This window comes from Paenibacillus rubinfantis, assembly GCF_001486505.1.
Taxonomy (GTDB): Bacteria; Bacillota; Bacilli; order Paenibacillales; family Paenibacillaceae; genus Fontibacillus; species Fontibacillus rubinfantis.
Map to the genome: position 1 here is coordinate 162,786 of NZ_LN909065.1, position 26,016 is coordinate 188,801.

A 26,016-nucleotide genomic window follows, 5' to 3' on the forward strand; every position below is an offset into this window, starting at 1 on the left:
CTATCTTAACATAAAGGGGCACGATTTTCACTTAAATCCTGGACCTGCTAAACCACGCTTACATAGTGGCCTCCGGAGCGCTTGCTATCGCCGGGTCGGTTACCCATATTTCCGGGGGATTGATTGCCTTGGCCGCAAGTGCTTCCTCAATGACCGCGCGATCGTCAAAAGGAATCCGCTGATCCTTCACGATCAAATGAGTCTCGTGACCTCTGCCAGCGACCACAATACAATCCCCGGGACGAGCTCGTTCAATAGCTAATGCGATCGCCTTCCGGCGGTCCGCAATTGCAACATAGCCCTCCTTAGGAATAGGGTTGTCCTTTACCCCGTTTAGCATCTCATTTAATATCGCATCCGGATCCTCTGACCGCGTATTATCCGAGGTAAAGATCGCCAAATCAGCGTACGACGCAGCCACATGGGCCATAATGGGCCGTTTCATCCGGTCCTTATCCCCTTCGCAGCCGCAGACGCAGTACAGCTTGCCTGGGGTTAGCGTTTTGGCCGTTTGCAGCACACTCTCCAAACCATCCGGATTATGGGCGTAGTCCAAAATCACGGTAAAATCCTGTCCGGCATAAATCGGCTCGAATCGTCCCGTCACCCCTCTAAACGACTCCAGACTGTATTTCATGGACTGAAGCGGAAGGCCTTCCGACATCCCCACCGCAATCGCCGCCAGAACGTTGTAGACATTAAAGAAGCCCAACAGCTTTAGATCCAGATGGATCGGCCCCTGGAAGGTGTCCACTCGAAGAGAGGTTCCGTTCGGCTTCATTTGGATTTGGCTAGCGGAGATGTCAGCTTCCCGCTTCACGCCATACGTGATCACTTGAGCGGCAGTTTTACGGGCAAAACCGGCGGCAACGGGATCGTCCGCATTCAGGATGGCATACTTCGGCTCATCGCCGTAGGCGCTGCCAAGCTGCGAGAACAGCAGCGATTTCGTCTCGCTGTACCGTTCCATCGATTCATGATAATCCAAATGGTCATGGGTGACATTCGTCAACACCGCCGTTCGGAACTGGCATCCCCTGACCCTGCCCATGTCAAGGGCATGCGACGAAACTTCAACAACGGCGTACTCCGCGCCATGTTCCAGCATGGTTCGAAAACTTTGCTGCAGCACAAGGGATTCAGGTGTGGTATTCACTGTTTGCTCGCGGTAGTTCCCAATACGCATGTACAGCGTACCAATGAGACCGGTTCGTTTTCCATTGCTATTGAATAAATGCTCAACTAAATGCGTAGTTGTCGTTTTTCCGTTTGTGCCTGTGATTCCGATCAGCTTCAGCCGGTTTGACGGCTGTCCATAGAAGATATCCGCCAGCACAGCCAGCGCGCGACGAGTATCTGGGACCCGCACGATCGTGATGTGGGAAGGGATATTCGGCAGCTCCTTCTCCGTCATCAGGGCAATCGCGCCGGACCTGACGGCTTGGGCTGCATACCGGTGTCCGTCATGTAGAGTGCCCGGCAGGCAGACGAACAGACACCCCGGCATCACTTGCCGTGAATCGATTTCGATTCCGTTGATGTCCAGCTCGACATTGCCTTGCACCTGTTTGATCAACAGCGGATCCAACAGAAGGTTCAGCTTCACATATTCCCCTTCTTTCCAAGGCCTTGTATGCCTTTGTGGTTTCATGGTGCCCGCCGAAAATCCGGTTTATTCCCCATATATTGACTTCTGTCCAAACGAAAAAGACAGATCCCTTGAGATCTGCCTTTTTGTTGATTAGACGGTGCCTTCCTGCACTGCCGGTTTACCGGCTTCCAACAACGCTTGATTCCGTCCGAGAAAGATCGAGAGGAACAAGATCAGGAGTCCGGTCGCAATCAGCAGCCATTCGATCGCGATCGCATCGGCCATCGGCCCGAAGATCAACATCCCGATCGGCATCATCGACGTGGAAATCATGCTGAACACGCCGAAAATTCTCCCCATATAGCCCTCATCGACTTTTTCCTGGATCATCGTCATCGTTGGCGTATTAAAGGCCGGCATGGCCACCCCAAACAAGGCCATAAACGCCAGATAGATCCAAAAGACGGGGACGACGCCAAGTAAAAAAGTACAAGCCCCCATCAGCACGGTAGCCAGTGTCATGGTATGTACTTTATTCTTAAAACCGCCCCATGCAGCAATCAATCCCCCTCCCGCCATCATGCCGACGGAAAAGGCAATTTCGATTGCGGTAAGCCGCCAGACCTCTTCGCCATAGCTGCGGGTGACCTGAAGCGGCGTTAAAAAAGCTGCTGGGGCCATCAGAATAAAAAAGACCGCCATGAAAGCAAAAAAGGATTTTAAATACGCTTGTCGACGAATATAGGCCAGTCCCTCCTTAAGGTCGCCGAAATAACTGGACGACGGCTGGTCGGAGGCTCTTTGATGCGTCGGGATCCGAAAGTAAAGCAGCAGCGTTAATATCGCGATCGCCGCCGTGACCACATCGACAAAAAAGATCGTTTCGATTGTCGCCACGGTGAGCAGTGCAGCGCTGACGATGGGGGATACGAACATAATCACCGCTTGAATGCTTCCGTTGATCCCGTTCACCTTGGTTAATCGGTCGGCCGGTACGATCTGCGGCAGAATTGCCCCAACTGCCGGCGTTTGCACGCCCGAGCCAAGCGCCCGTATCGCAGCCATGACGAACAGCAGTGAAGCTTCCTTATAGCCCATCAGGAATAGGATCGCCAAGATTAGCGTAGCGAATGCGATCATGCCATCCGCCAGCATAATCAGCCATTTTCGGTTGTAGCGGTCCGCCCAGACGCCCGCCACCGGGGATAACAGGAATGTCGGGATAAACCCGCAGATGATGTACAACGTCATCATAATTCCCGATTTCGTATTTAGCGTGATGTACCACATGATCGCGTATTGCACCAGCGAAGAGCCAAACAGCGAAATGGTCTGACTGCTCAGGAAAAGAATGATGTTTCTTCTCCACTGCTCCTTTGGCGCCGCTTGAATTGACCTGTCTGCGTTATTCACGGACATCCCCTCTCGATTTGGAAAAATTTAAATATAATTATACTGTAATCGAACCTAAACCACCAATACAATGGAAGGGATGATTATAAACAAAGAACCCCGTTTCTCGGGGTTCCTTCAAGCATGATTAGATTTTGGCGCCCTCTTCTTTCGCCATGGAGCGAATATAAAACGCCCCCAGCACGGAACACAACAAGAACGAGAAAAAGGCCATCGCCGCCGCCTGCTCGCGCTCCTGAAAGACGCTGAACACCTGCTGCATCGAAACGCCCAGCATTTGCGGAGAGTTCGCACCCAGCAGGAACGGGGCCGTAAAGGAGCCGATAACGCCCATAAACACGAAGGTTAACGCAACAAGGAACGTCTTGTACGAGAGCGGAAAAATAAACCTCGCAAACAATCTCAGCTTCCCTGTGCCCACATCCTTGGCGCTTTCGATGACCGATGCAGGAATCCCGGCCAGCGCGGAGCTAAGCAGCATGGTCGTAAACGGAATATTAAACCAGAGATTTGCCAGGATGATCCCCTTCTCATCGAAGATGATCCGCGGCAGGTTGACGCCGATTTGCGCCAACAAACGCGCCAACCAGCCGTGGTTCCCGAGCAGATTGATCAGCCCATATGTTGCGATGACCCCCGGAATGAACAACGGGATCATATAGGTTTTGCGAATCAGCTCGACGATGGGCCCCTGATTAAAGCGCATGTAGATCGCCAGCGTGTAGCTGATCAGCAGCACCAAAGCGCAGGTAATCAGGGTGATCCGCAAAGTGAACAAGAGGTTCGCTCGCATCCCTTTATCTGCAAAAAGATAATGGTATCGGCTCAAATCGTATCCCCCAACCTCGTTCGTGAGACTTAACAGCAAGGATTGGATGATAGGGATGATCACGACGACCAACAAAATGGCGAAGGAGGGGAGGACCATCGCCAACCCCGCCATCGCTTGTTTCCATTCCTTTCTCATTGCGCAGCAACTTCGCTCTGCCAGCGTTTGTTGATCTCCGTGCCAAGATCCCCAATGTTGAAGGTCCGGAAGCCTTCAGCGACTCCGTTGAACTTATCCTGCGTGGCCTGCGGCATGTTAGACAATTCGATACCCGGGAACCCGTTCATTTTCTCGACGATCACGCCTTGGGCTTCAGGGGACAGGACGAAATCAAGGAACTGATAAATCGCTTCTTTTTTATCGGACTCCCCATTGACCATCAGATAAGTTGGACCGCCGTTAAAGCCAGGCGTGATTTGCTGCATTTTGACCGTATCGGGAAGCAGTCCTTCGTTCACTTGTTGCAGCACCATATCCGACCATGCCGGGATCAGCGATACCTCGCCGTTCATCAGGAGATCCAGCGTGCCCTGATTCTTCTTGGGGTATATGCCGTCTCCGTAGACGTATTGCCCAAGCTCTTTTAGCGTTTGGAATCCGGTATCCCATTTGGTCATCACGGACGGATCGGAGTTGTGGATATCCTCCTCCGGAAGATCCTTGTAAAGCACCGTTTGAACAAAGGAACTGCCGGCACCGCCGGTGGACGGATCATTATAAGCAAATTGCCCCGGGTTTGCTTTAATCCAGGATAACAGCTCGTCCAGCGTTTTTGGCGGGTTCGAGATCTTCGTGCTGTCATAAGCCAGGACAACGGCGGAAGAACGGTATGGAATCGCATAGTTATCCACGTCTTTCATCGTATCGGGATTGACATTGGTTAGATTTGGGATCGCATTGGGGTCTAACTGCTGCCATACCCCGTCTTTCGTGCCTTGGGCCACAACGCCGATTCCATCTTCATACAGATCGATATCTCCCGAGCCTTTGCCGGCTTGCTTGGCGGCCAGAATTCGATCATAGGTCGGCTCCGCGCCGGTCCCAGACGGAATATACACCGGGTTCACATCCACTTGGCTGTTTTGTTTCTCGAACATCGGAATCAAGGTGTCCCATAAATCCTTGACGTTTTGCGAACCCGTAAAATAAAAGTTAAACTTCACCGGCGCGTTCGCCGTTGCCGGAGTTGTCGTGGATTCGCCTTGCGCACCTGAATTTGACGCCGCTCCATTGGTGCCAGTGCCCCCGCATCCGGCAAGCAAGGTCATTGACAATAACGCAGTAGACAACAGAGTTAACCATGGTTTCTTGGATCGCATGTTCGTTTATCCTCCCTTAGTTGGGTTCGCCTGACGGAAACCCGATCAATTTAACGATATTGACGCCAACATCCTTCCCGATGGACAAATGCTGTGTCGCTTCCTTCGATTGGAACGTACGCAGTATCCCCCATCCAGGCAGCTCAACGGTCACTTCGGCATAATGCCCCAGGACCATCACTTGCTTGATTCTCCCATCCAACTTCTCGCTATTTACCGCCGGTTCAGTTAAGATGATGTCCTCCGGCCGGATCGCTGCGGTGATCTTCCCGCAGAGCCGCTTCTCGTTCGGAAAACGAAGCTCACCGATCCGGAGGTTTTCTTCATCCGCCACCCCCTCCAAAAAGTTCATTTTGCCGATAAAGCTGGCAACATATAAAGACTCGGGCGTATCGTAAATTTGCTGCGGTCCCGCGATTTGCTCGATTCGCCCGTGATTCATCACCACGATCCGGTCGGAAAGCGATAGCGCCTCCTCTTGATCATGCGTCACAAAAACCATCGTAAGTCCGGTCTGCATTTGGATGTCCCGAAGTTCCTCACGCATCTCGTGACGCAGCTTCGCGTCCAGCGCCGAGAACGGCTCGTCCAACAGCAGCACGGACGGCTTGAGCAGCAAGGAGCGGGCCAACGCGACCCGTTGCTGCTGCCCACCCGACAATTCGGCGGGATGCTTCTTCTCGTAGCCTGATAACCGGACCAGCTTCAGCGCATCGGCCACTGCGGCCCGGATTTCCGACTTGGGCATCTTACGAATCTTCAGCCCGAAGGCCAAGTTCTCATAAACCGACATATGTGACCATAAATTATAGCTCTGAAAGACCATGGACGTGGGGCGCTTCTCGGGCGGCAGCCCAACAACGCTACGCCCTTCGATCAGGATTTCGCCCGCATCGGGCTCAAGAAAGCCGCCGATACTGCGTAACACCGTTGTCTTCCCGCAACCCGAGGGACCTAGCAGCGTGACAAGCTCGCCCTGCTCCACCGTTAAGTTGATGTCGCTGACTCCATCCCCCGTCTTGTAGCGTTTCGTCAAATTTCGTACCGCCAATTGCATGCGATTACCCCTTTCTTCCTTGGTCGACTTATTTCGTTTGGAATCCGCTGGCCAACACGTCGGCGCTGACGAGCCGTTGGGCCGCAAGCAGCAAGATGATGGTTGGCAAGGTCAGAATGATCGAGAACACCGCGCCGGCGCTGCTCGGAAAATCCGAGATAATGGAATACATGACGATCGGCATCGTCTTGAAATCCGGAATGCCGACGAGAAACGTCCCTTGCGCTTCGTCCAGCGAATTAAGAAATGTAAAGACCGAAGCGACCATAATGCCGGGCATCGCCATCGGCAGCGTGATGCTCCGAAACACCCGAAACGGGGTTGCTCCAACATCCCGCGCCGATTCCTCCTGTGCCTGATGCACGTTGCGGAAAGCTGCCGTAGGGATCCAGGTCATAAACATCAGCACGTTGATCATATGGATCAAGACGACGCCCAACAGGGTGTTCATGAGACCGATCCGGTAGAACAACACGGCGATCGAGACATACAGCCCCATCTTCGGGAACGCATGTGTCAACAGGAATGAGAACAAGAACATCCGCTTCAGCGGAAACTGAATTCTGGCGAACGCATAAGCTGCCGGAATGCAGATGAGGATCGATAACGCCGTTACGATCGCCGCGATCAAAAATGACAAGGAGATCGAGGAGACGATATCCTCCTTGGCCAATACGAAGTTCCACCATTTGAACCCCCAAGTGGCCGGCAGGACGTCCGGATAGTTCCACTTCTCGCTAAACGCCAGCACAAGCAAATTCAAAAGCGGGCCGGCAAAAAAGATCGCAAACACGGTGAGCAGCACAAACTCGATGATTCTTCTCGCCCCTACCTTTTTCCAATACCATCCCATTCGGGTCACTCCCTTCCTTCCGTAGATTGGCGGATGACGACTTGACTCTCGTATTCCACCAGCTTAGGCAAATCCGCCTCGCCGCGGATCAGCTTGTCCAGCAGCTCCACCGCGTCCCGGCCGATGCCGGTTGCATCCACGCTAACCGTGGACAGCGACGGCGAGTACATACGGCCCAGCTCGATGTCGTCGTACCCCATGACCGCAACCTCCTGGGGAATCCGTACGCCGCGTTGAAGCAGCAGCTTCATCGCACCCAGCGCCAACATGTCGTTTGTCGTAAATAGCGCGGTGCAGCCTTGATCGCGAAATCCCGGGAAGTGCTCCTCCATCAGTTGGAACCCATATGCAAAGCTGGATTCCGGAGATGGAATCTTCCGCACGTCACCGGATTGCTCTGTGAGGCCGAGTTGTTCCAAGCGGCGGAGGAACCCCGTCAAACGGAGCGAGTGGCTGCGATGCTCAACCGGACCGGCAATCACGAAAAACTGGCGATGTCCCAACCCGTACAGATACTCGGCCGCTCGGGTGCCGCCGGTCTCATCGTTGCTAACGAGATGGATTACGTCGGGATCGTCGGTTGAACCGTTAACCATGAGATAAGGCAGATGAAATTTTTTGACGTAATCAATCACGTTCTTCTGCAGCCGGCTGACCAGGATCAGTCCGTCTACGCGCTGTTCCAACAAATAATCGGTGGAGCGCAAGCTCATCTCCCGGTCCGTCTTCAAGAAGACGGAGTATCCGCGGGCTTCCGAAGCGAACAGAATTTCGTCAATGATTTTGCCGTATAACGGATGGGAAACGATCGGCGGCTTCTCACGAAATACGATGACACCGAGATTATTTGTTCGTTTAGTGACCATGGCCCGGGCAACGGCATTCGGCTTGTAACGGAGGGTTTCCGCTGCTTGCAGCACCCGTTCCTTTACCTCAGGGCTGGCATATCCGTTGCCGGAAATGACCCGGGAGGCCGTGGACTTGGATACCCCCGCCAATCGGGCGATTTCCCGCAGGCCATGGTTCGGTTTGTTCGTCAACTTCCGCTCTCTCCTTCAGGGTTGATCATGTTGGCTTTCACCGCCAGAAGCGCAGCTACATTCCGGGTCGTGATCGAATCGACGCCCATGCCAGCCATTCGCCGCATGTCATCCGGCTCCGAGACAGTCCACACATAAACCGCCAACCCGACATGTCTCGCCGCAGCGATGAGCTCCGGCCGAACCAACGGATACGGAACGTTTAGCCCGAAACATCGCGCCGCGCGGCCTTCATTACAGGCTTGGGCAACGGCCTCAGCATACGAACCGTTCCGAAAGCTGTCGATGTTTACGTTCAGCAGCTTGCGTATGGATGGAGTGACGCGATCGGCTTCCAAGGCGACCGAGTATTCACATCCGCTGAAGAACGCTTGATCCGTCATGTCCATTGTCAGCAACATCGCCGCCGCCGGTTCCAGGCAAGCCGCCGATTTGAGATCGAGGTTCATCGTTCTGCCCGTCTTTTTGATCCAGCGAAGAACGGATTCCAGCGGCAGACGCTCCTCCTGCGAAAATTCCTCCAGCTCCTCCAACGCCATGTCCGACAAGCGGGTTTGTCGACCGTCCGCAAGCACCACTTCGTCATCGTGAGCCAATACCAGCTTGCCGTCCCGCGTAATCCGAATATCGTCTTCATAAACGTCGACTCCAAGCGCCAAAGCAGCGTTTAGCGAGGCCAGGGAATGATCCGGATGCCCCATACATCCGGTGTGGGCGGTGATCAAAGGAAATTGCTTCATGCCATGAACTACCTCCTTAGTCGAAATAAATCGGATTGGTAAAGGCGATTAATGTGTTCACTTTACGCACCGTTCCCCATAACTCGGCTCGCAGCCATTTTCGGGGCTCGGACGAGAGCGGCAATCCGGATAAGCGGAGCCATTTGTCGTCAGAGCGTTCCCCGTTCCACACGACCTCCGCGTCCAGCTCTTGGCCCCGGTCGGAGCAGAGAATAAGCTTGAATTTCTGTTCAGGTAAGGACCACAACCCTGGCCGAACCGAGAAATCAATCGTGATATCGGCTTGCAGCTCTCCTTGATCTTTCGTTTGTGCTTGCGGCGAAGACTGGATCATGGATCCCAGACCATAACTTTGACCGTCCAAGCTAACCGTCAACAACAGCAGCGGGCCCATCGTCACCGAGGCTCTCCCTTCCCGCAGTGCGTTAACGAGCTGTTCTTCCGTCGTCAACTCGCCTTCCGGGATGCCGAGATACGTGACCGACAGCGGATCCCCCGTCTCCTTCTGCGCATGCCAGTCCCGGCCCGATGTCGCAGAGATTCGCAAGCCTTCGTTTAGCCTATCGGTCCATAGGGCATACGCTCGACGGTTATTGGTCCGGATGGAAGCAAAAGTCTCGGACCAAACCTCGATATAGTCAACCACGGACCAATCCTGAATCTCATATTCCCAGAAGCATCCGGTACAGGCCGGGCTGCCGATTCGGAACGGATGAGCCAATCCGGCAAGCCCGCCGAGGCGATGCACTTCCTGAATGCCTTCATCGATCTGGCTGCGATCCGCGCTTCGCCAATCCACATATTCACTTAATCCTATCGTCACCATATGGCCATGGAACGTGGTCCACTCCATCCCGGGAAGGATCAGCAGCCCGAATTGGCTGGCGATGACATCCTTCCCGGCAAGGCCGGACATCGTGTTATGGTCCGTCAGAGCCATCGCATCAAAACCGAGTTTGACCGCTCCCGCGGCCAACTCTTCCAGCGTTTGGGAGCCGTCGCTGTGCAGCGTATGGGTATGCAGCTCGCAAGCCAGCCATTTCATTGCACCTCCCGCTCCTTTTCCGTCCAAATTTGCAGCTTGTAATCACAAGAGTCCGTCACGATGCAGTGGACGCTCAAGGTGGCCTGCCAAGCTCCGGCAGGGAGGGGTCCCGCCATCAATCCGGGGGAAGCTTGCTCAGCCGAAAGGGTCAGCTCCTGCACCGAGTCATGGCGGTGACACGCTCCCCGATAGCCATTCGGATCGTCCAGCGAGAGCGTGATCAGGTTTTTCAGCGGCAAATAACGGTCCGCTTGGCTCATCGCCGGTTCCCTTTGCTCCGGCAACAGATAAGCATCAAAGCTTTGCTGAAGCAGCTCCAGCGATCGTTTGCGGTCCTCCAGCTCCTTCGGGGTATATTCAAACTTCAGTCGCAGCCGGCGGCAGTCCTCATCCAAGTGAAACGGAATTCGGAGATGCGTCTTGGAATATTCCGGCAACACACGTCCCATCACATCAAGTATCAGCACTACGGCTCATCGCCTTTCTTGTTTATCTTGTGGAGTGACAGTTAGAGGACGAGTTCCCGCGTGGGAACGGTCCCACATGTCTCTCATGGTACAGCTCGAACATCAAGGGGGTATCATCCGTGTGTTAATCTTCTGTAAAGCAACGACAACGCTCTGGATGTCCCTGAAATCGGGTAGGAGGCTACCCATTAATTGAGTAGCCGACCTCCCACACCACCGTACGTACCGTTCGGTATACGGCGGTTCCTAAGTTTTCGCAGTTACTTGTCGATAATAATCCGAGAAGAAGAGAAATCCTAAGCCCTTGAGGGTGTTATTTCCGAGGGACTTCGAGAGGACGGGGCTATTGGAGATTCTCCAGTAGCCCTTTCTCGTGTTTGCGTATTCCCATGCTTTTTGTCCTTGGATTCCGAGCGATTGCAGTTTCTCGAATTTCGTCCTCACTCGTTTCCACTGCTTCCAGAAGATCATGCGAATCCGCCTTCTCATCCATTCATCCGTGGATTGGAGCATACTTTTCATATCCGCTATTTTGTAGTAGTTGATCCACCCCATGATGTAGCGTCTAAGCTTTTCGGCTCGTTCTTCATTTCCCATCCCGTTGCTTCTGGACGTGAGCTCCTTTACTTTGGCTTTCATCTTGGCAGCGGATTTCGGATGAATGCGGACTCGTGTCTCTCCTTTCCTTTTGTAGAAGGAGAACCCAAGAAATTTAACCTTCCACGCCTCGTCCACCACTGTCTTTTCCCGGTTCACTTTGAGAAATAACTTCTTTTCAATGAAGGGAAGAATGTTCTCCAGTGTCCGTTCCGCGCTCCTTTTGCTTTTGCTGAAGATCAGGAGATCGTCCGCATAGCGCACGAAGCGGTGCCCGCGGCTTTCCAGTTCCTTGTCCAGTTCGTTCAGCATAATGTTGCTGAGAATTGGACTCAGATTGCCCCCTTGCGGTACGCCGATTTCCGTATCCTCGAAGCGGTGCTTCACGACAACGCCGGCTTTCAGGTACTTGTGGATGAGCGAGATGACCCGCCCGTCTTTAATGGTTCGGGATAAGACTTCCACCAATTTGCTTTGGTTAACGGTGTCAAAGAATTTCTCCAAGTCCATATCGACCACGTATTTGTACCCTTCTTCGATGTTTGATTGGCTTCTCTGAATAGCGTTATGTGCGCTTCTCTTGGGTCGGAATCCGAAACTGTTCTCCGAAAACTGTTTTTCGTAGATCGGGGTAAGCACTTGAGCGATCGCCTGTTGGATAACTCGGTCAACAACCGTAGGAATTCCCAGGTTTCTCTTCTTTCCGTTCTCTTTCGGGATTTCTACCCTTCGAACAGGATTCGGACGGTAGGTTCCGTCCAGAATGGATTCCTTGATGGTTTCTCCGTTCTCTCGGAGATATTGTAGAAGTTCATCTACTCCCATCCCGTCGATTCCGTGAGATCCTTTGTTAGTTTTGACCCGCTTGAACGCTTCGTTCATGTTGTCTCTGCTAACGATTTTCTCAAGCAACTCGTCCTTCGACTCGGTTGCGTCGGTGCTGTCGGTTTCAGGTATCCGCTCAGGACTGTGCGCTCCCGCATATTCTCCATGTTCCGCATGTACGTTTTGCGTCGAGCCTTCTCTTCGAAGTTGGCTGCACTTGACTCCTGTTTCGGTACCCTTCATTAACCCACACCTCCTTAGGTTCAGCCCTTCCCTCAAGTTGTCGACTAACCGAGGTACTATGGCGTCTGCTGACTTCTCATGATAAATCTTGTTTCAACCATGATTTGAAATTCATCTCCTCACGTCCATGAGACCTCCCACGGTAAGACGCGTAACTTTCATCCCGTATACCCGCCGCATTTACATCCGCGTGTCCGTGCAGTTTATTGGATTTCGTCTTGTTTAGCAGACTCATCCCACTTTGGATGCCTGATGCGATTCGTGTTCCTCAGGCCGGGACTTTGCCTCCAGCTTCCTTCAGATTCCACCTCACGATGGACACCCTTGCTCTTGGCTAATGGTTGGCAACTGCCAGCCCCCATAGCGGACTTTCACCGCCTAGCTACGCGCCATGCGTGGCGCACTAACAAGAAGGACGCGAAGTGGTTCGCGTCCTTCTTGATCCATCCTTATTCAATTTCGACAAGCGGTATGCGCGACGAAAGTTTTTAACGATCTTGCAGCATTTTTTTGAAGGCCGGGTACTGATGAATCGCGATCCCGCCAAAGCCTTTATGCTTCGCATAGTAGGCGGTGATTTCCTCGATCTGGTTGTTCATGTAGGTCGTACCCTTGTTATAGTACGTAATCTCGTTTGGAATCGTCGAGCCGTTGGGCGGACTGGTCTCCGCCCCGATGTATATCTTCTTGCCCAATTTAGCCGCATAATCCGCTTCCGCCAGAGACGCGCGTATTTGTCGATCGGCCGTATCACGATAGGCCATTAAGGATACGGTATCGACGATATCCAATACGAAATAACTCAGCGGCTTGCGTTGTCCCCCCGTTTCCACGATGACCGGATTTTCTCCCGATGCCAACCACCAAGGGATCGCCGCGTTAAACTCCAGGGGATCGCCGCTGGCCTTGATTTCACCCGCGATTCTTCTTAACACCTGGATGTACTGATAATTAACCGAACCCCGCTTGGTTTTGTATACCGGCAAAGTGTGCGGTTCGATATCGTATTGAATGCCGTCAAAGGCGCTGTCCGGGTGGGAGGCATTAAACGACAGAACCTGCCGAAGCTCCGCTACCGCCTCGCGGTGTTGAGCTTCCAAGGCCCATTCCGCCCTTCCGACCAAGGCAAAGACGCGGATTCCCTCCGCATGCGCTCGGGTGATCAGTTCCTCGTAAGTTGCCGGTTGATCCGGCAGCGTCTTGCTTGTTCCAATAAACAACAGGTTGATGTCCTGCTCCTTCAAAAACCTCAATAACGCCGTGATCTTGTTCGAATTCGCAGCCGCTTCATAAAAGTCCCATGCCCAGATCGCTTTGGCTTGCCTCTGCTGTGCTTGGGCCGGGGTGGGTCCGCCGCTGACCAGCGTCATACAGACGACCAGAAACAGCAGGATTGCCTTGTTCTTCACTCGGTCCTCTACACTCCATTCCTTCTCTGATTTCCCCTGCGATGTGCCAAGGGGAGCACCCTCCTCATCACAGGGATATTCGATCCAGAATGAGATTACCACAAAAAGGTAAATTTCCAAATGATCTGTTTGAACTAATCTCAAGGGAGTTCAGGCCTGATTATTGGGCATGCACCCAAATTTCAATCAAGCTGTTCCAGGTATTGATTTCGTTCCCTTGACCGACATACCGGAGAAATTTGGCCGGAGTTGGGGTAAACTCAAACGTCTCCAGCGCAGACTGCTTCTTACTGGCCATACCGGTGAGCACGGGTTCAAAATTTACGCCGTCCACGGAAACTTCCAAATCAAAATAGTTCGAACGAGTCTGGCCGTTATAAAACAGCAGGCTCACCCGATCAACGATCGTTTCCTCTTCCAGCTCCACTTGCAAAAACTGCCCTTTCCCATCGGCCGACCAACGGGTGTCCGAATCACGGTCCAGCGTGTTGAGAGGGATATTGCCGTCGTCCGCGCTGGCCGTTACCTTCACGATCGCCGTCAAAGGACCTTCTGGCTCGGCCATCGGCTCCACTACTTCAAAGGTCTGGCGCGCCTCAACGACCACGCCTTGTAGCTGGCAGCTGGCAATGATGTCGACTATGCCGGGCCGTTCTGCATAAAACGTATTCCCATCAATATATCCCGCCTGCTCGTCGCTAAGTCGGTAGGTTACGGGGATATTTAATTCGGAGGTATTTACGACTTCCCCGTTATCCAGCGTCAAAAAAGCTTGCAGACGCCCGCTTTTACCTGCGCTGATGGCATAACCGGCGGATCGCCAGCCGGGTACACTTTTGTCCGGAGCAATCGTAATATTCTCCGGAAGCACGGGCGTATTCGCCACGCTAAACTGCACGTGCACCGTTTGCGTCTGTCCACGCCGGCTGATTGTAATGACGCCGGTTCCGTTTGTCCCTTTCGGTTGGACGATCTTGACGCGCGCCTCCTTCGACACCGCCTTCGCCGAAAGGATTGGAGTCTCGGTTGTACCAAAGGGCAGCACGTAATCATATTGCGTCCGCATAAATTGCACGCCCGGCACGGCGTCACCGTTCACAAGCAACGATTGCAACCCTAATCCGGCAGGATCCAATCGCTTCTTGGCTTGATCCTTATACAAGCTTTGCGGGAATAAGCGCTCCCCTTGCCCCACGCCTTCGACCCAATCAAACGGCGAGGTATCGGCATCCGGAATCGAACCCACGATGTCAACCTTCACCCCGTTCACTTTGCCTTGCGTCCCAATGATATACCCGTTGCCAAATTGCTCCGATTCGATGATCACTCCAGGTTTGCTCGCATGTGCGGCGACGCCTTTCGTATTCCAGAATACACTTTCGGTCGTCACCACTCCGTGGCGGTTTGTCGCGGACGATCCGTAATCCCGCGTGATCGCGGATATCGCATCCCCGTTCACCGTGAAATTGTCTATCAAGTTGGCCATGCTCAAATACATGTGGAAATCGGTGAGGTAAAAAGAATTCTCGGAATAAGCATCCAATAGCACATTCCCATTGGCCGAGAAATTGGCATAAGTGAAGCTATGTCTCGCCCCGACGGCACGGCTGCCCGTAATCAGATTATCGTTCCCGATGAATTGGTACAGATATCCGTTCCCATTCGCTCCCCGATATTGCGGATACTGCATGGTGACCTTCTCAACGGTGACATTTTTCGTCCGATCCAAAATAACCCCCTTGGATAAAATATGGTACTCGGTGTTCCCCGGCGGCTTATACGTGCCCACGTTGCGGATCCAGCTGTTCGCCGCGGCGATGACGTTGATCGCTTTGGCATTATCGGCTTCGTATCCCGCGGTCCCTTCGACCTTGAAATCATCTTCCCCCAGCCCTGGCTTGGAGTTCTGGACGTTGGCGATCGAGAAGTCCTCCAGCCCAACTTCCATAATGGGCGCTTCGGTCTTGGTAATGGTAATATCGTCGCGAAGCTTTAACGGATAACGGGTGGGGATATCCAGGGTCAAGGTTTTGGCCTCTGGATCAACAGCAATGATCTGCCGATAGAACAGCGGCTCCACTTTACCTAAGCGGGAAGCCCATTTATTCTCCATCCCATGCTCCTTCAGGAAACCTTCCGTCGTCTCAAACGTGATGACAACGAAATCATTCATTTGAAACCCCTCTGTGCTCTCCACGGGCAGCAACACCGTGGGTTCGGAGACCGTTTTGCGCAGCTTCGTCGTAGTGGTCGTCCGTTTCCAATCGCCGCCCCCCACTCGGATGATGTCCTTTTGCTTCATATTTTCCTGCGCATTGAAGAGGTGCGTTTGATGTTGGCCGTCTCCCTTCAGCACCACCCCGCTGGAGTGGAGATTTAAGGCAAAATCCTTCCCTTCCTGCGGGGTTACACGGTACGTTCCTTTGGGAAGGTAGACAACACCTCCTCCGCGGGCCGCTGCATCATCTATCGCTTGTTGAATGGCAAGCGTGGCGTCCTTGCGTCCGGTAGAATCCGCGCGGTAAGGGGCTTTCGTTACATTCATGCCCCGATGCTTATCCACCGCTGGAATCGGCACCTCGCCTCTGCGGTAGCCCGCATAGGAGAAATCATGCAGAAACTGACCCTCTGCCGTCCGATAACCTGGATACCACTCCTTCGGATAAAGCACGCTTCTCCCATCTCGGTTCAAGGACTGGCCTTGATTTGTCGCTGGCTTCGTCTCGTCGGCTGACGCCGGGAGCACTCCCCCTCCCTGAGGCATCGCGATTCCGGCAACAACGGCCACCGCTAGCAGCATCGTCGTCCATCTTTTGCGTTTCTTCACATCATCGTCCTCCTTTGATTATGGATTCACCCCCGATTGTAGGAGGAGGGACGGACATTTTCGATGCTCAAAAACGCCACTCAGGTTGCCATTTTATCCAAATAACGCCATTCATTTGGCAGACAACGCTTGGTTATACCGGTCCAGGGACTGCTGCTGGATTTGAATCGCCCGGTCAATGCCCATGGCATGAATTTGTTCCACGTAACCCTCAAACGCATCCAGCGGTTCGATTCCGTAGATCAATTTCAGCGACATCTCATCCACGATGCGGTTTACGTCTTGCATAATAACGGAGAATTCGGTACTCTCCTCCTCGGTTTTTGGCAAGGTCGGCAAATTGTGAAGCGAAGCGTCCGTATCGGACCAGAGCCGGATGGCCTCCTGCTGCTCCTCCAGTGTGTAATACTGCTCCATATAACGCACATCCTGCACGAACGGCCCAAAATAGCTGGCCCGGGTATACATGGCGAGCGCTTGTGACGGAGCCCACTGATTCGGATTGTTTAAAATAAGGTCAGTATACGCGGGATACCCGTCCTTCATTTCGTAGCTGACGCCTTCGATCCCGAAGTTAAACAGCAGATGACCTTCCGGGCTGTACCCGTAATCCAGCATACGAGCCGCTTCCTCCACCTGTCGGTTGCTTGTGGAAATCGCAACACCGCCGCTGGTTCCAACAGCCGGGGCGAATTGGCCAAATTTAGGGCGATCGCCTGTCTTCATCACCGGATAAGGCGCCGGGGCTAGTTCGACCGCAGGATCGTTTGCTTTCATGATCGGCAGCCATGTCCCGATCCCTGCGCCCGCATTCCAGATGCTTGCGCCGCTTCGCCCTAGAATCATGCTGGTATCTTGGGTTTCCGAATCCACAGCCGCCAGATTGGGATCGATCAACCCCTCTTTGTACCAGTCGCGGAATAACGCCAGAAACGCCTTATACTCCGGCTCGATCGCCCCAAATTTGACCCTGCCTTGTTCTTGGTAAAAATCCTTCTTAATCCCAAAGGCGCCAATGAATCCTCCGCCTTCAATGCCAAACAGCGGATTCGGAACGCCCAGGAACGTCAGCGGCGCTTTGGCTCCTTTACGCTCCTTAAATGCCTTCAGCACCTCATGCCATTCCTCGATCGTCACCGGCACATTAAGCCCCAGCTCATCCAGCCAATCCTTGCGGATAATAGGTCCTTGATAAGTGCGGAGACGCTGATCGCCCTGAATAAACGGAAAAGCGTAATAACTCCCGTTCGCCGTACGCACTTGCAAATCGATCTCGGGGTGCTCGCTGAGGTACTTTTTGAGATGCGGAGCGTATTGGTCGATGATCTCGTTTAGCCGCAGGATATAACCGTCGTTGATCGCCTTCTCGGGCCCGCCGGGATAATGGATCCATTCGTATTCGATCAGATCCGGCAGCTCGCCGGAGGCGAGCAGCACACTTAGCGCTTCCTTCCCTTGATTGCCGGGAGGCTGGATGAAATCCAGCTTAACACCGGTTCGTCGTTGCCATTCCTGAAAGAACGGGACCTCGCCAAAACTAGACTTAATGCTGGCCGCATTCCCGTTTAACTCCGCCCAATAAGTAAGCGGCGACAGATTGGTTAGCGCACTGCCTCCATAGTTACCTACATTCTTAGAAACTCCCGCCGAAGCCGCCGAGTCCATACGGAAACGTCCTTCGGCCAGATCGCACGCCCCCAGCAGAACGGTCAGCATTGCCAGCATCAGCAGTACGGGGAGCCCTTGATGGGCGAGATGTGCCCCGCTTCCCTTCCGTTTTCGCATCATACCGTAGCCTCCTTCCCGCTCATCCCGCTGATCTCCTTATACCTCCCGGGCGTGATGCCTTCGTATTTCTTAAAGACCCGAATAAATGTTGCCGCATCGTTATATCCCACGACCTTGGAAAGTTCGCTGATCGAATCCGGTTTTGTCCCCATGAGCTCCTTGGCTTTATCGATCCGGCAGCGATGGATGCTGTCCAGCAAACCTTCCCCCGTCTGATTCTTGTAGAGCTTGGAAAGATAACTACCTTTCATGCCAAAATGATCGCCAATCGCATTCACATTTAAATTGACGTCGCCGTAATGTGCAGCTATATACGCCGTCACCTGCTCCGTCAAGCTGCGAAGCGAATCTTCGCGCTCTCTTGAAAGATGGCTTACACGTTTATCGGCAGCAAAGACACAAACCTCTTGCAGCAGGTTCTGCAAAGCATCCTGCATGTCCTGCACGGTATCACAGGCTAAACACTCATCTATCCACAATGGATACCCTGCCAAGCGGCAATCGTCCTCATGTCCGCCCAGCTCGTGAATCACCTTTATCATCGTGCTCACCAAATTAAACATGAGGCATTTCGCGACGTTCAACGACATGACCGGCAGTTCCAAATTGCGCCTCATGATCTCATTCATATAACTGCTGGCCTGCTCGGCATCGCCAGCTTTGATGAAGTTAATCAACTGCTGTTCGGCTTGCAGCGGATAGTCGTAACCGTACGGGCCATTCATCGACTCATGACGGATATCGCCATAGGCGATAATTCCTTTTTTGCCAAGCACCATCTTGTATTCCATCGCGTCCACCGCCTCCTGATAGGCTTGGTTGATGCCAAGCCAGGAGGTATGCCGGCCGCTGATTGAGATGGTTAGCTCCATCTCATAGCGCTCCAAGAACCGCTGCGCTTCCGCCGCGATCTCATTTAGCTCCCGACTCCATTCGGAAGATGGGGAACCGGCCTTTAAATTGACCAGGCAGACTATCATCTCATCCGCCTCAGCGACGTACCCGGCGTGCCCTCGACTTGCAACGAGTTCCTCCACCACATTCGCGATGATCAGTTGAATCAGCTTGCTCCTTTCGTTAAGCCCTACGCCCGGAAGCTTGTCGTAAAGGCTCTCCTCGTTTTCGATCACCAATAAAATCACTGAAAAATCCTGAGAATACAGCGGCATTTGAAAAGAACGAAACGACTCTTCATACGGTACAAGGGGATCGGTTTTGCCCTTCAACAGCCGATAAATCAAATTCGAGCGCAGCACCTGCTGATGCTTCTGCAACTGCTGGGCGATCTCGTTCTTCTCGGTCCGCGTTCGTTGGATCATGCTCTGAATAAATCGGAGCTCATTGGGCTCGCCGGGCAAGGCTTGCGTATTCTTATCTTTCAGCGATTCCACCAACTGCTGGATCGGAGAATAATTCCGCCGCATGAAGAACCACGTTAACACCCCCGCGCCAATGAGGCTAACCAGGATGCTGATATACGTAAAATTGCGAACGTAGACGGCTTTTTCCCAAACCCATCCGCTGGGAATGATCAAAGCATATTTAAGGTCGGACACCGTGGATTCCATATAAAACAGCTCGGACTCCCCTGCTTGCGCCCGATCCAACCTGACGCGGTTGCCTTCCATAAACGGGAGCAGCTCGCCAGCATTATCCCGATTGGTCATCAGGATTTCGTTATTCTGATTCAGAATCAGCAGCAACCCGTCACTGAAGCCGGAAATCCCTTCGATGGCCTGCTGGAACCGACGGGTATCGGTCATCACCACGACGGCTCCAGGCACTTGGCCGTTCAAATCCGAGGGGAGCTGCGTAACATAAGCGATGGAGGTATCCGTGGGCCCCGCGTTCAGATGAGGAAGCACCACAAATTGATTTGTATCCGCTTCCAAAACAAGGTGCCGCCAAGCTTCCATACTCAAAGCGCCGGTTTGGTGAATGGTGTGAAAGGCGGTTGGCAAATCCCGGATATTGCCCGCCCGAAGAATCGCATCCCCTTTTTTCCATGCCACATAAAATTCATCGATCGTTGCATACGACGTCTTAAACAGTCGAAACTCCTTGACAAGCTGGTAAGCGGTATAAGGAGCTTCCGCCTCGGATTGGCTGGAATACATCAATGTCTGCAGATTCGGACTCCAGGTCATCTCCATGTTCAGCCGTTTCATCAGGTCGATTTGCGTGTCGATCGTATAGCGCACTTGCTTCAGCAACGAATCGTTCGCCCGATGGATTTCGCTCTTTAGCGCTGTATTGGCTTGCGCATAAATAACGAGGCTGATCAGAATCGGCACAAACAACACTGCACTGTACGAAACGAGCCAGGTTACGATCACGCTTTCCCGCTTCCGCCACAAAGATTGAATGTTCAGCATCCGTTCATCCCCCGTATCCTTCCGGTTTGTAGGTTTTTACAGTCAGCAGTTTCAGTTTGCAGGTTTGTCGGCGCATCGGATCAAGACCTAATTATAACGTGAACCCCTAGCGGAAGCCTATAGATAAAAAGTTCAATTCGATTGACAATAACGGCAGGCGGGCGCTGCTTCTCCCTACCCAACGCAAATAGCCCGAATGGACCTTGCGGTCCTTCGGGCTGATCCTTCCTAGAAGTGTAGTTCGTTCCTAAAAAATACGCCGTTCCCAACCTTTGAGCTTGGCAAAAGCCTCCACCAAAAAGTAATCGCCGTAAATGAGCGAAACGTTAACGTTTTGGTTCGCCGGTTTGTGGCCGGTTCCCTGAACCAAGATGGCTTCATGCCGCGGATCGTCCCAAGTGGCATAATGGGTCGCCAAGGAACGAAGGATTCGTTCAGCGGCCGCGCGGTAAGGTCGGCTGGCGGCGTCTTCCAGCAATTCGGCGAGCTCCAGCAAGCCGGATGCCGCGATGGCCCCGGCCGAACTGTCGCGGGGGACACCAGTATCCCCCGCCTCCTGCGAGGCGCGGAAATCCCACGGCGGCACGCCGTCCTCCGGCAAGCTGGCGATAAAGAAATTCGCCACGCATTGCGCTGCGCTAAGGTAGGCGGGATCTCCAGTATGGCGGTAAGTGTTCGCTAGGCCGTAAAGCGCCCAGGCGTTCCCCCGGCTCCAAGCCGAGTCAGGACCGGCCCCCTGCCCTCCCAACGCCTTCACACGTTCGCCCGTTTCCGGATCAAAGGTGACGATATGATGGGAAGAACCGTCGGCGCGCACGAATTGCTTCACGACCATATCCGCATGAGCTTTGGCGATATGGGCATACCGCGGATCGCCGCTCTCCTCGGAGGCCCAGAAGAGCAGCGATACGTTCATCATCGTATCGATGATCGACCATCCGGCCTGATCCTTGCCGTTCCAGGCCCGAAGGTAGCTGCCCCGCGGGTTGAAACGCCCGGCCAAGAAATTAGCCGCGAACAAGCCCCGCCGCAAGGCGTTCTTGTCCCCCGTCACTTTATACTTGAAGACCGCTGTTGGTAAGTAATGAAATCCAACATCATGGTCAAAGGCGTTCTCCTGCTGAAACAACGCGAACAACCGCTCATCCCAGGACCAGGCGGCATCCTTATACGGTTCTTCGCCCGTCATCTCGTACATCAGCCATAGGATTCCCGGCCAGAAGCCGGAGGTCCACCAATCCAGCTTCGTATCGTCGTAAATTCCGTCCGCCCCCGCAACATGGGGACTCTTGTTGCCCAAGGACTCCCGCATACGGGATACTTTGGCTTCCAACCGCGGCCAGAACTCCTGGCTGAGCGTTTCGCTAGTCGTTGTCATGCTTCTCCTCCTCTACCGTGTATCATCGAGCTTCCTTCCAAACATCTTTATTCTATTACCCTTTCAACGAGCCCACCATAACGCCCTTTACGAAATATCGCTGTAAAAACGGATACACACACATAATCGGAAAAGTCGCTACGATAATCGTCGCGTATTTAATCGTCTCCCCAATCTGAAACCGGTCACCGGCGGAGGCGCCGATCGACATGCTGTCGGTCGAGTTGGAGATTAGGATTTCACGAAGTACGAGCTGCAGCGGAAACAATTCCCGGCTTTTGATGAACACGGAGGCGTAGAACCAACCGTTCCATTTGTCCACCGCATAATACAAGATCATCACGGCAATCACGGGCATGGAGAGCGGAATGATGATGCGGAACAGAATCGTGAAGTGGTTCGCCCCGTCGATTTTGGCCGATTCCTCCAGACTGTCCGGGATGCCCATAAACGAGGTCCGCATTATGATCAGATTAAACGTGCTGATCGCAAACGGTATAATCGTGGACCATAACGAGTCCAGCAGACCAACGCCTTTGACGACCAGATACATCGGGATCAATCCGCCGCCGAAAAACATCGTAAATACGATGAGGAACATAAAGACTTTGTTCCACATCACATTTTTGCGGGACAACACATAAGCACCTAGCGCTGTCATAAAGATGTTGACGGTCACCCCAAAAACAACGATAAACAACGTGTTGCGAAATCCGATCCCGATCCCCGGATTGGCGAGGACGCTCTCATACGCCGCCAAACTGAAGCCAACCGGCTTCCAGAGCAGGCCCTTATAAGCCAGAAGTTGCGCCGCGTCGCTTAACGACGCGAACAATACATACAGCAGCGGATACAAAGTTGCCGCCACCAGCAGGATCAAAAGGGTATAGTTAATCACATTAAATATGCGGTCCAACCAACCGCTGCTTTCCGTCTTCATCCCTTTTCACCTCACCATAAGCTGTTTTCGTTCACTTTGCGGCTGATGTAGTTCGCGGAGATGAGCAGCGCGAGATTGATCAACGAATTAAATAACCCGACGGCCGAGCTATAGCTCCAGCCGAACTCCAGCAAGCCCTTGCGGTACACGAACGTCGAAATGACGTCCGCGGTCTCGTAGGTGACCGGAGTGTACAGCAAAATAATCTTCTCAAAACCAACGTTCAGTAAATTCCCGATTCGTAAGATGAACATGATGGTGATCACCGGCAGCAGCCCCGGCAGCGTGATATAGAACATCTGCTTCAACCGGCTGGCTCCGTCCATCCGTGCGGCCTCATATTGCTCAAGGTCGATGCTCATCAGCGCGGCGATATAGATGATCGACTCCCAGCCGATCCGCTGCCAAATTTCCGATAACACATAGATTGGCCGGAACAGCTCGGGTTTTTGCAGCATGGCCTGCCCATCGTACCCAAACTGCATGAACAGCCGGTTAATTAAGCCGTCCGCGTTCGTAAAATCCGTAATGATGCCGCAGATGACCACAAGCGAGATAAAATACGGCATATACGTAATCGTCTGGACAACCCGTTTAAAATGGCGGCGGCGCACCTCATTAATCAGCAGCGCCAAAATAATCGGTGCCGGAAACTCAAAAATCAGCGTGTACAAGCTGATCATGATCGTATTTTTGAGCACTCGAAGGAAATAATAGCTGCCGAAAAAGTCCTCGAAATGCTTGAGTCCAACCCAATCACTCCCGAGAATCCCCTTAATCGGGGAAAAATCCTTAAAAGCGATCACCGCGCCATACATCGGGCCGTAGTGAAAAATCACATAGTAGGCGACGACGGGGATCATCATGAGATACAGATATTTGTTCATCCGGAAGTCCCGGATGAACCGGCGTTTGAAGGTGGTTGGTTTGCTCATGCGTCTTCTGAATTCACCTCATTTCTAATCGGGAGGACTTGCTCGCCCTCCCGCATGGCAATTACCGGCTGTTATAACGCTCCAGCGCCGCGGTCTGGATCTCGATCGCCCGGTCCAGGCGAAGCGACTTCATTTTCTCCACATAGCTCTCGAACTGGTCCACGGATTCATCGCCTAAAATAATTTTGATCGTCATCTCATCCACCAGCGTGTTCATGTCGTTCATGATCGCCGCATATTCCGAGCTTTCCTCGGGCGTTGGCGTAATCGGCGGCAACTGGTATTTCGCTGCATCGGTATTCTTCCAGATTTCGATGGCATCCCGCTGGGTTTGCAGGGCGAAGAACTGCTCCGCATACCGCTTATCTTGCACAAACGGGCCATTGTAGCTGCCGCGGGCGTATAACGAGATCGCTTGCGCCGGTGCCAGTTTATCCGGATTTTTCATCAGAAGGTCGGTGTATTTCGGATAGCCGTCCACCATCTCGTAGCTGACGCCTTCCTCCCCGAAGTTGAAGAACATATGCCCTTCCTCGCTGTACCCGTAATCGAGCATCTGGACCGCCAGTTCCGGATTCTTCGCCGCCGTCGTAATCGCAACCGTACCTTCGGACGAGTACGCTTGGTTACGTTGGCCGAATTTAGGCTTATCCCCTTTATTCAGCACCGGATAAGGGGTCGCCACCAGCACCGCTTTCGGATCGTTTGCCTCGATCAAAGGCTGCCATTTCCCCATCCCGCCGCCAGCATTGCCGATCGTGGCACCTGTAGCTCCGGAAGCGAGATTGCTGTCCAGCGCTTTACCGTCCACCGTCGCGATATTTTTATCGAGCAGCCCTTCCTTATACCAGGATTGGAACAATCTTAAATACTCCTTAAACCCAGGTTCCGCGGGACCAAACTTGATCTTGCCGTCCTCTTGGTAAAAGCCCTGGATCACCCCAAACGCACCAAGGAACGCCCCGTTGTAGGATTCATTAAAGAAGCGCGGCTTGCTGACCATCGAGAGCGGAGCGGTTGCCCCCTTCTTCTCTTTGAACGCCTTTAACGTTGCGGTCCACTCGTCGATCGTTTCCGGCACCGGCAGTCCCAGGTCATCCAGCCAATCCTTGCGGATCATCGGTCCCTGGAAGACCCGCAGATATTCGTCACCCCGAATGAACGGAAACACATAGTAGCTGCCGCTGTCGGTTTTCACCATTTTATCGATATCGGGATTATCCTGCAGATATTTCTTAAGGTTCGGCGCGTGCTTGTCGATCAGGTCGTTCAGGCGCAAAATATACCCGTCGCTGATCGCTTTCTCCGGTCCGCCGGGAAAACTCATGAAATTGTATTCGATCATATCCGGCAAATCGCCCGACGCGAGCATCACGTTTAGCGCTTCACGGCCTTGGCCGGCGGGCGGGGCCAGAAATTCAAGCGGTACCCCGGTATTCTCCTGCCATTTCTTGAAAAAAGGGACGTCTTGGTGCGTGTTTTTGACGCCAACCAAATTCCCGGTCAGCTCCCCCCAATACGTTAGCGTCGTATCGGTTTGGATCGGATACGTCGCCACTGCCGAGGTCGGCGCGTTCCCGTTCCCTCCTGAGTTGGCTCCGCCTTCGTTTGCGTTGGCGCTCCCCGAATTTCCTCCATTGGAACATGCCAACAGCGTAGTTCCCAACATGCCGATGGCCAAAGCGGTGGAAATCCATCGGGCCATACGTCTTGTGTTCTTCATGAACCTTCCCCCTCCATAAGTGTTGAAATGGGTGGTGATTAACCCAATCCCAGCATACGGGCAGCGGGAGGAGTGAGCCTATGGTCAAAACCTCCAATGGCATGTTGATTTCGCTTCGCATGGATTGATGATTTGTGCAATTGGGTTGATGATCTATATAAAAAGCCCACCGAACGCTTGCGTTCAGTGAGCTTTAGGCTTGCTTGTCCCGCTTAATCCAGATGGGCAACGGCGCTGATTTCGATCAGCTGTTCGGGCGATGCCAGATAAGTAACCCCAAGCAGTGTTCCCGCCGGCCGGTGTTCCCCCACAAACTCCTTAAACAATTCAAGGACTGCTTCAAAATGTTCCTGCGGTCGAGTCAAATAAATCTCCATATAAGCGAGGTTCTCCCTCTTCGCGCCAAAGCTCTCCAGTACACGATCCAGATTGGCAAGCGTCTGCCGGGTTTGGGCCTCGATATCCCCTACGCCTACGAATACGCCTTGCGCATCGTGAGAGAACTGTCCGGAAATGTAGAGGGTGTCATTCACCGCGTACCCCTGAGAAATGCCATGATCCCACAGATCATGATTGTACGTTTGAATTTGAGCCATTGTTTTCTCTCCTTTACATCAAAGTA

20 protein-coding genes are annotated in these 26,016 nt (G+C 53.1%); all 20 read right to left on the reverse strand.

Annotation, left to right across the window (positions count from 1 at the left end; genetic code table 11):
• Positions 1-58: 58 nt before the first annotated feature.
• The 20 genes from BN3277_RS12130 to BN3277_RS12225 all read right to left on the reverse strand — a co-directional run bounded on the left by BN3277_RS12130 (position 59) and on the right by BN3277_RS12225 (position 25,990).
• The gene (locus tag BN3277_RS12130; RefSeq protein ID WP_059043019.1) at positions 59-1,606 is read right to left on the reverse strand and encodes a UDP-N-acetylmuramoyl-L-alanyl-D-glutamate--2,6-diaminopimelate ligase; all 1,548 of its coding nucleotides are present in this window, start codon (positions 1,604-1,606) and stop codon (positions 59-61) included.
• A 135-nt stretch (positions 1,607-1,741) separates the two neighbouring features.
• On the reverse strand, positions 1,742-3,010 hold the full coding sequence (locus BN3277_RS12135; protein WP_059043021.1) for an MFS transporter: 1,269 nt from the start codon (positions 3,008-3,010) through the stop codon (positions 1,742-1,744).
• Between the two features lie 121 nt (positions 3,011-3,131).
• A complete protein-coding gene (locus BN3277_RS12140; protein ID WP_059043022.1) occupies positions 3,132-3,971 on the reverse strand; it encodes an ABC transporter permease in 840 nt (279 codons plus the stop codon).
• Positions 3,968-5,152 carry an extracellular solute-binding protein gene (locus BN3277_RS12145; RefSeq protein WP_059043024.1) on the reverse strand — a complete coding sequence of 395 codons (1,185 nt, stop codon included), beginning with the start codon at positions 5,150-5,152 and terminating at the stop codon, positions 3,968-3,970. The genes BN3277_RS12140 and BN3277_RS12145 overlap by 4 nt, the downstream gene beginning before the upstream one ends.
• Before the next feature lie 16 nt (positions 5,153-5,168).
• Entirely contained in the window at positions 5,169-6,209 is a 1,041-nt protein-coding gene (locus BN3277_RS12150) for an ABC transporter ATP-binding protein (RefSeq protein ID WP_059043026.1), read from the reverse strand.
• Positions 6,210-6,237: 28 nt separating this feature from the next.
• Positions 6,238-7,062 (reverse strand): ABC transporter permease, encoded by an 825-nt coding sequence (locus BN3277_RS12155; protein WP_059043027.1) that lies wholly within the window; start codon positions 7,060-7,062, stop codon positions 6,238-6,240.
• Between the two features lie 5 nt (positions 7,063-7,067).
• The gene (locus BN3277_RS12160; RefSeq protein ID WP_059043029.1) at positions 7,068-8,102 is read right to left on the reverse strand and encodes a LacI family DNA-binding transcriptional regulator; all 1,035 of its coding nucleotides are present in this window, start codon (positions 8,100-8,102) and stop codon (positions 7,068-7,070) included.
• The gene (locus BN3277_RS12165) at positions 8,099-8,842 is read right to left on the reverse strand and encodes a glycerophosphodiester phosphodiesterase (RefSeq protein ID WP_059043032.1); all 744 of its coding nucleotides are present in this window, start codon (positions 8,840-8,842) and stop codon (positions 8,099-8,101) included. The genes BN3277_RS12160 and BN3277_RS12165 overlap by 4 nt, the downstream gene beginning before the upstream one ends.
• Positions 8,843-8,858: 16 nt before the next feature.
• A complete protein-coding gene (locus tag BN3277_RS12170; RefSeq protein WP_059043033.1) occupies positions 8,859-9,887 on the reverse strand; it encodes a CehA/McbA family metallohydrolase in 1,029 nt (342 codons plus the stop codon).
• Positions 9,884-10,354: a hypothetical protein gene (locus BN3277_RS12175; protein ID WP_059043036.1), complete on the reverse strand. Its 471-nt coding sequence runs from the start codon at positions 10,352-10,354 to the stop codon at positions 9,884-9,886. Before BN3277_RS12175 ends, BN3277_RS12170 begins: the two co-directional genes overlap by 4 nt.
• A gap of 246 nt (positions 10,355-10,600) precedes the next feature.
• A complete protein-coding gene (gene ltrA / locus BN3277_RS12180; RefSeq protein WP_059043038.1) occupies positions 10,601-12,019 on the reverse strand; it encodes a group II intron reverse transcriptase/maturase in 1,419 nt (472 codons plus the stop codon).
• 488 nt (positions 12,020-12,507) lie between these two features.
• Positions 12,508-13,428, reverse strand: coding sequence for a TraB/GumN family protein (locus BN3277_RS12185; RefSeq protein WP_059043040.1), 921 nt, complete (start codon positions 13,426-13,428; stop codon positions 12,508-12,510).
• Between the two features lie 160 nt (positions 13,429-13,588).
• Positions 13,589-16,255: a discoidin domain-containing protein gene (locus BN3277_RS12190; protein WP_232436411.1), complete on the reverse strand. Its 2,667-nt coding sequence runs from the start codon at positions 16,253-16,255 to the stop codon at positions 13,589-13,591.
• Between the two features lie 111 nt (positions 16,256-16,366).
• Positions 16,367-18,043: an extracellular solute-binding protein gene (locus tag BN3277_RS12195; RefSeq protein WP_232436412.1), complete on the reverse strand. Its 1,677-nt coding sequence runs from the start codon at positions 18,041-18,043 to the stop codon at positions 16,367-16,369.
• On the reverse strand, positions 18,040-20,418 hold the full coding sequence (locus BN3277_RS12200) for a helix-turn-helix domain-containing protein (RefSeq protein ID WP_059043042.1): 2,379 nt from the start codon (positions 20,416-20,418) through the stop codon (positions 18,040-18,042). Before BN3277_RS12200 ends, BN3277_RS12195 begins: the two co-directional genes overlap by 4 nt.
• A gap of 247 nt (positions 20,419-20,665) precedes the next feature.
• On the reverse strand, positions 20,666-21,796 hold the full coding sequence (locus BN3277_RS12205) for a glycoside hydrolase family 88 protein (RefSeq protein ID WP_059043044.1): 1,131 nt from the start codon (positions 21,794-21,796) through the stop codon (positions 20,666-20,668).
• A 55-nt stretch (positions 21,797-21,851) separates the two neighbouring features.
• A complete protein-coding gene (locus BN3277_RS12210; RefSeq protein ID WP_059043045.1) occupies positions 21,852-22,736 on the reverse strand; it encodes a carbohydrate ABC transporter permease in 885 nt (294 codons plus the stop codon).
• A gap of 11 nt (positions 22,737-22,747) precedes the next feature.
• Positions 22,748-23,671: an ABC transporter permease gene (locus BN3277_RS12215; RefSeq protein ID WP_059043047.1), complete on the reverse strand. Its 924-nt coding sequence runs from the start codon at positions 23,669-23,671 to the stop codon at positions 22,748-22,750.
• Between the two features lie 61 nt (positions 23,672-23,732).
• A complete protein-coding gene (locus BN3277_RS12220; RefSeq protein ID WP_232436413.1) occupies positions 23,733-25,394 on the reverse strand; it encodes an extracellular solute-binding protein in 1,662 nt (553 codons plus the stop codon).
• A 212-nt stretch (positions 25,395-25,606) separates the two neighbouring features.
• Complete coding sequence (locus tag BN3277_RS12225) at positions 25,607-25,990, reverse strand: RidA family protein (protein WP_059043048.1); 384 nt, start codon at positions 25,988-25,990, stop codon at positions 25,607-25,609.
• Between the last annotated feature and the right edge of the window lie 26 nt (positions 25,991-26,016).

Coding starts and splice junctions, on each gene's coding strand:
- BN3277_RS12170 (WP_059043033.1), bottom strand. CDS start 9,887: ATGAAATGGCTGGCTTGCGAGCTGCATACCCATACGCTGCACAGCGAC.
- BN3277_RS12200 (WP_059043042.1), bottom strand. CDS start 20,418: ATGCTGAACATTCAATCTTTGTGGCGGAAGCGGGAAAGCGTGATCGTA.
- BN3277_RS12145 (WP_059043024.1), bottom strand. CDS start 5,152: ATGCGATCCAAGAAACCATGGTTAACTCTGTTGTCTACTGCGTTATTG.
- BN3277_RS12210 (WP_059043045.1), bottom strand. CDS start 22,736: ATGAAGACGGAAAGCAGCGGTTGGTTGGACCGCATATTTAATGTGATT.
- BN3277_RS12135 (WP_059043021.1), bottom strand. CDS start 3,010: ATGTCCGTGAATAACGCAGACAGGTCAATTCAAGCGGCGCCAAAGGAG.
- BN3277_RS12150 (WP_059043026.1), bottom strand. CDS start 6,209: ATGCAATTGGCGGTACGAAATTTGACGAAACGCTACAAGACGGGGGAT.
- BN3277_RS12165 (WP_059043032.1), bottom strand. CDS start 8,842: ATGAAGCAATTTCCTTTGATCACCGCCCACACCGGATGTATGGGGCAT.
- BN3277_RS12220 (WP_232436413.1), bottom strand. CDS start 25,394: ATGAAGAACACAAGACGTATGGCCCGATGGATTTCCACCGCTTTGGCC.
- BN3277_RS12215 (WP_059043047.1), bottom strand. CDS start 23,671: ATGAGCAAACCAACCACCTTCAAACGCCGGTTCATCCGGGACTTCCGG.
- BN3277_RS12195 (WP_232436412.1), bottom strand. CDS start 18,043: ATGATGCGAAAACGGAAGGGAAGCGGGGCACATCTCGCCCATCAAGGG.
- BN3277_RS12155 (WP_059043027.1), bottom strand. CDS start 7,062: ATGGGATGGTATTGGAAAAAGGTAGGGGCGAGAAGAATCATCGAGTTT.
- BN3277_RS12225 (WP_059043048.1), bottom strand. CDS start 25,990: ATGGCTCAAATTCAAACGTACAATCATGATCTGTGGGATCATGGCATT.
- BN3277_RS12140 (WP_059043022.1), bottom strand. CDS start 3,971: ATGAGAAAGGAATGGAAACAAGCGATGGCGGGGTTGGCGATGGTCCTC.
- ltrA (WP_059043038.1), bottom strand. CDS start 12,019: ATGAAGGGTACCGAAACAGGAGTCAAGTGCAGCCAACTTCGAAGAGAA.
- BN3277_RS12205 (WP_059043044.1), bottom strand. CDS start 21,796: ATGACAACGACTAGCGAAACGCTCAGCCAGGAGTTCTGGCCGCGGTTG.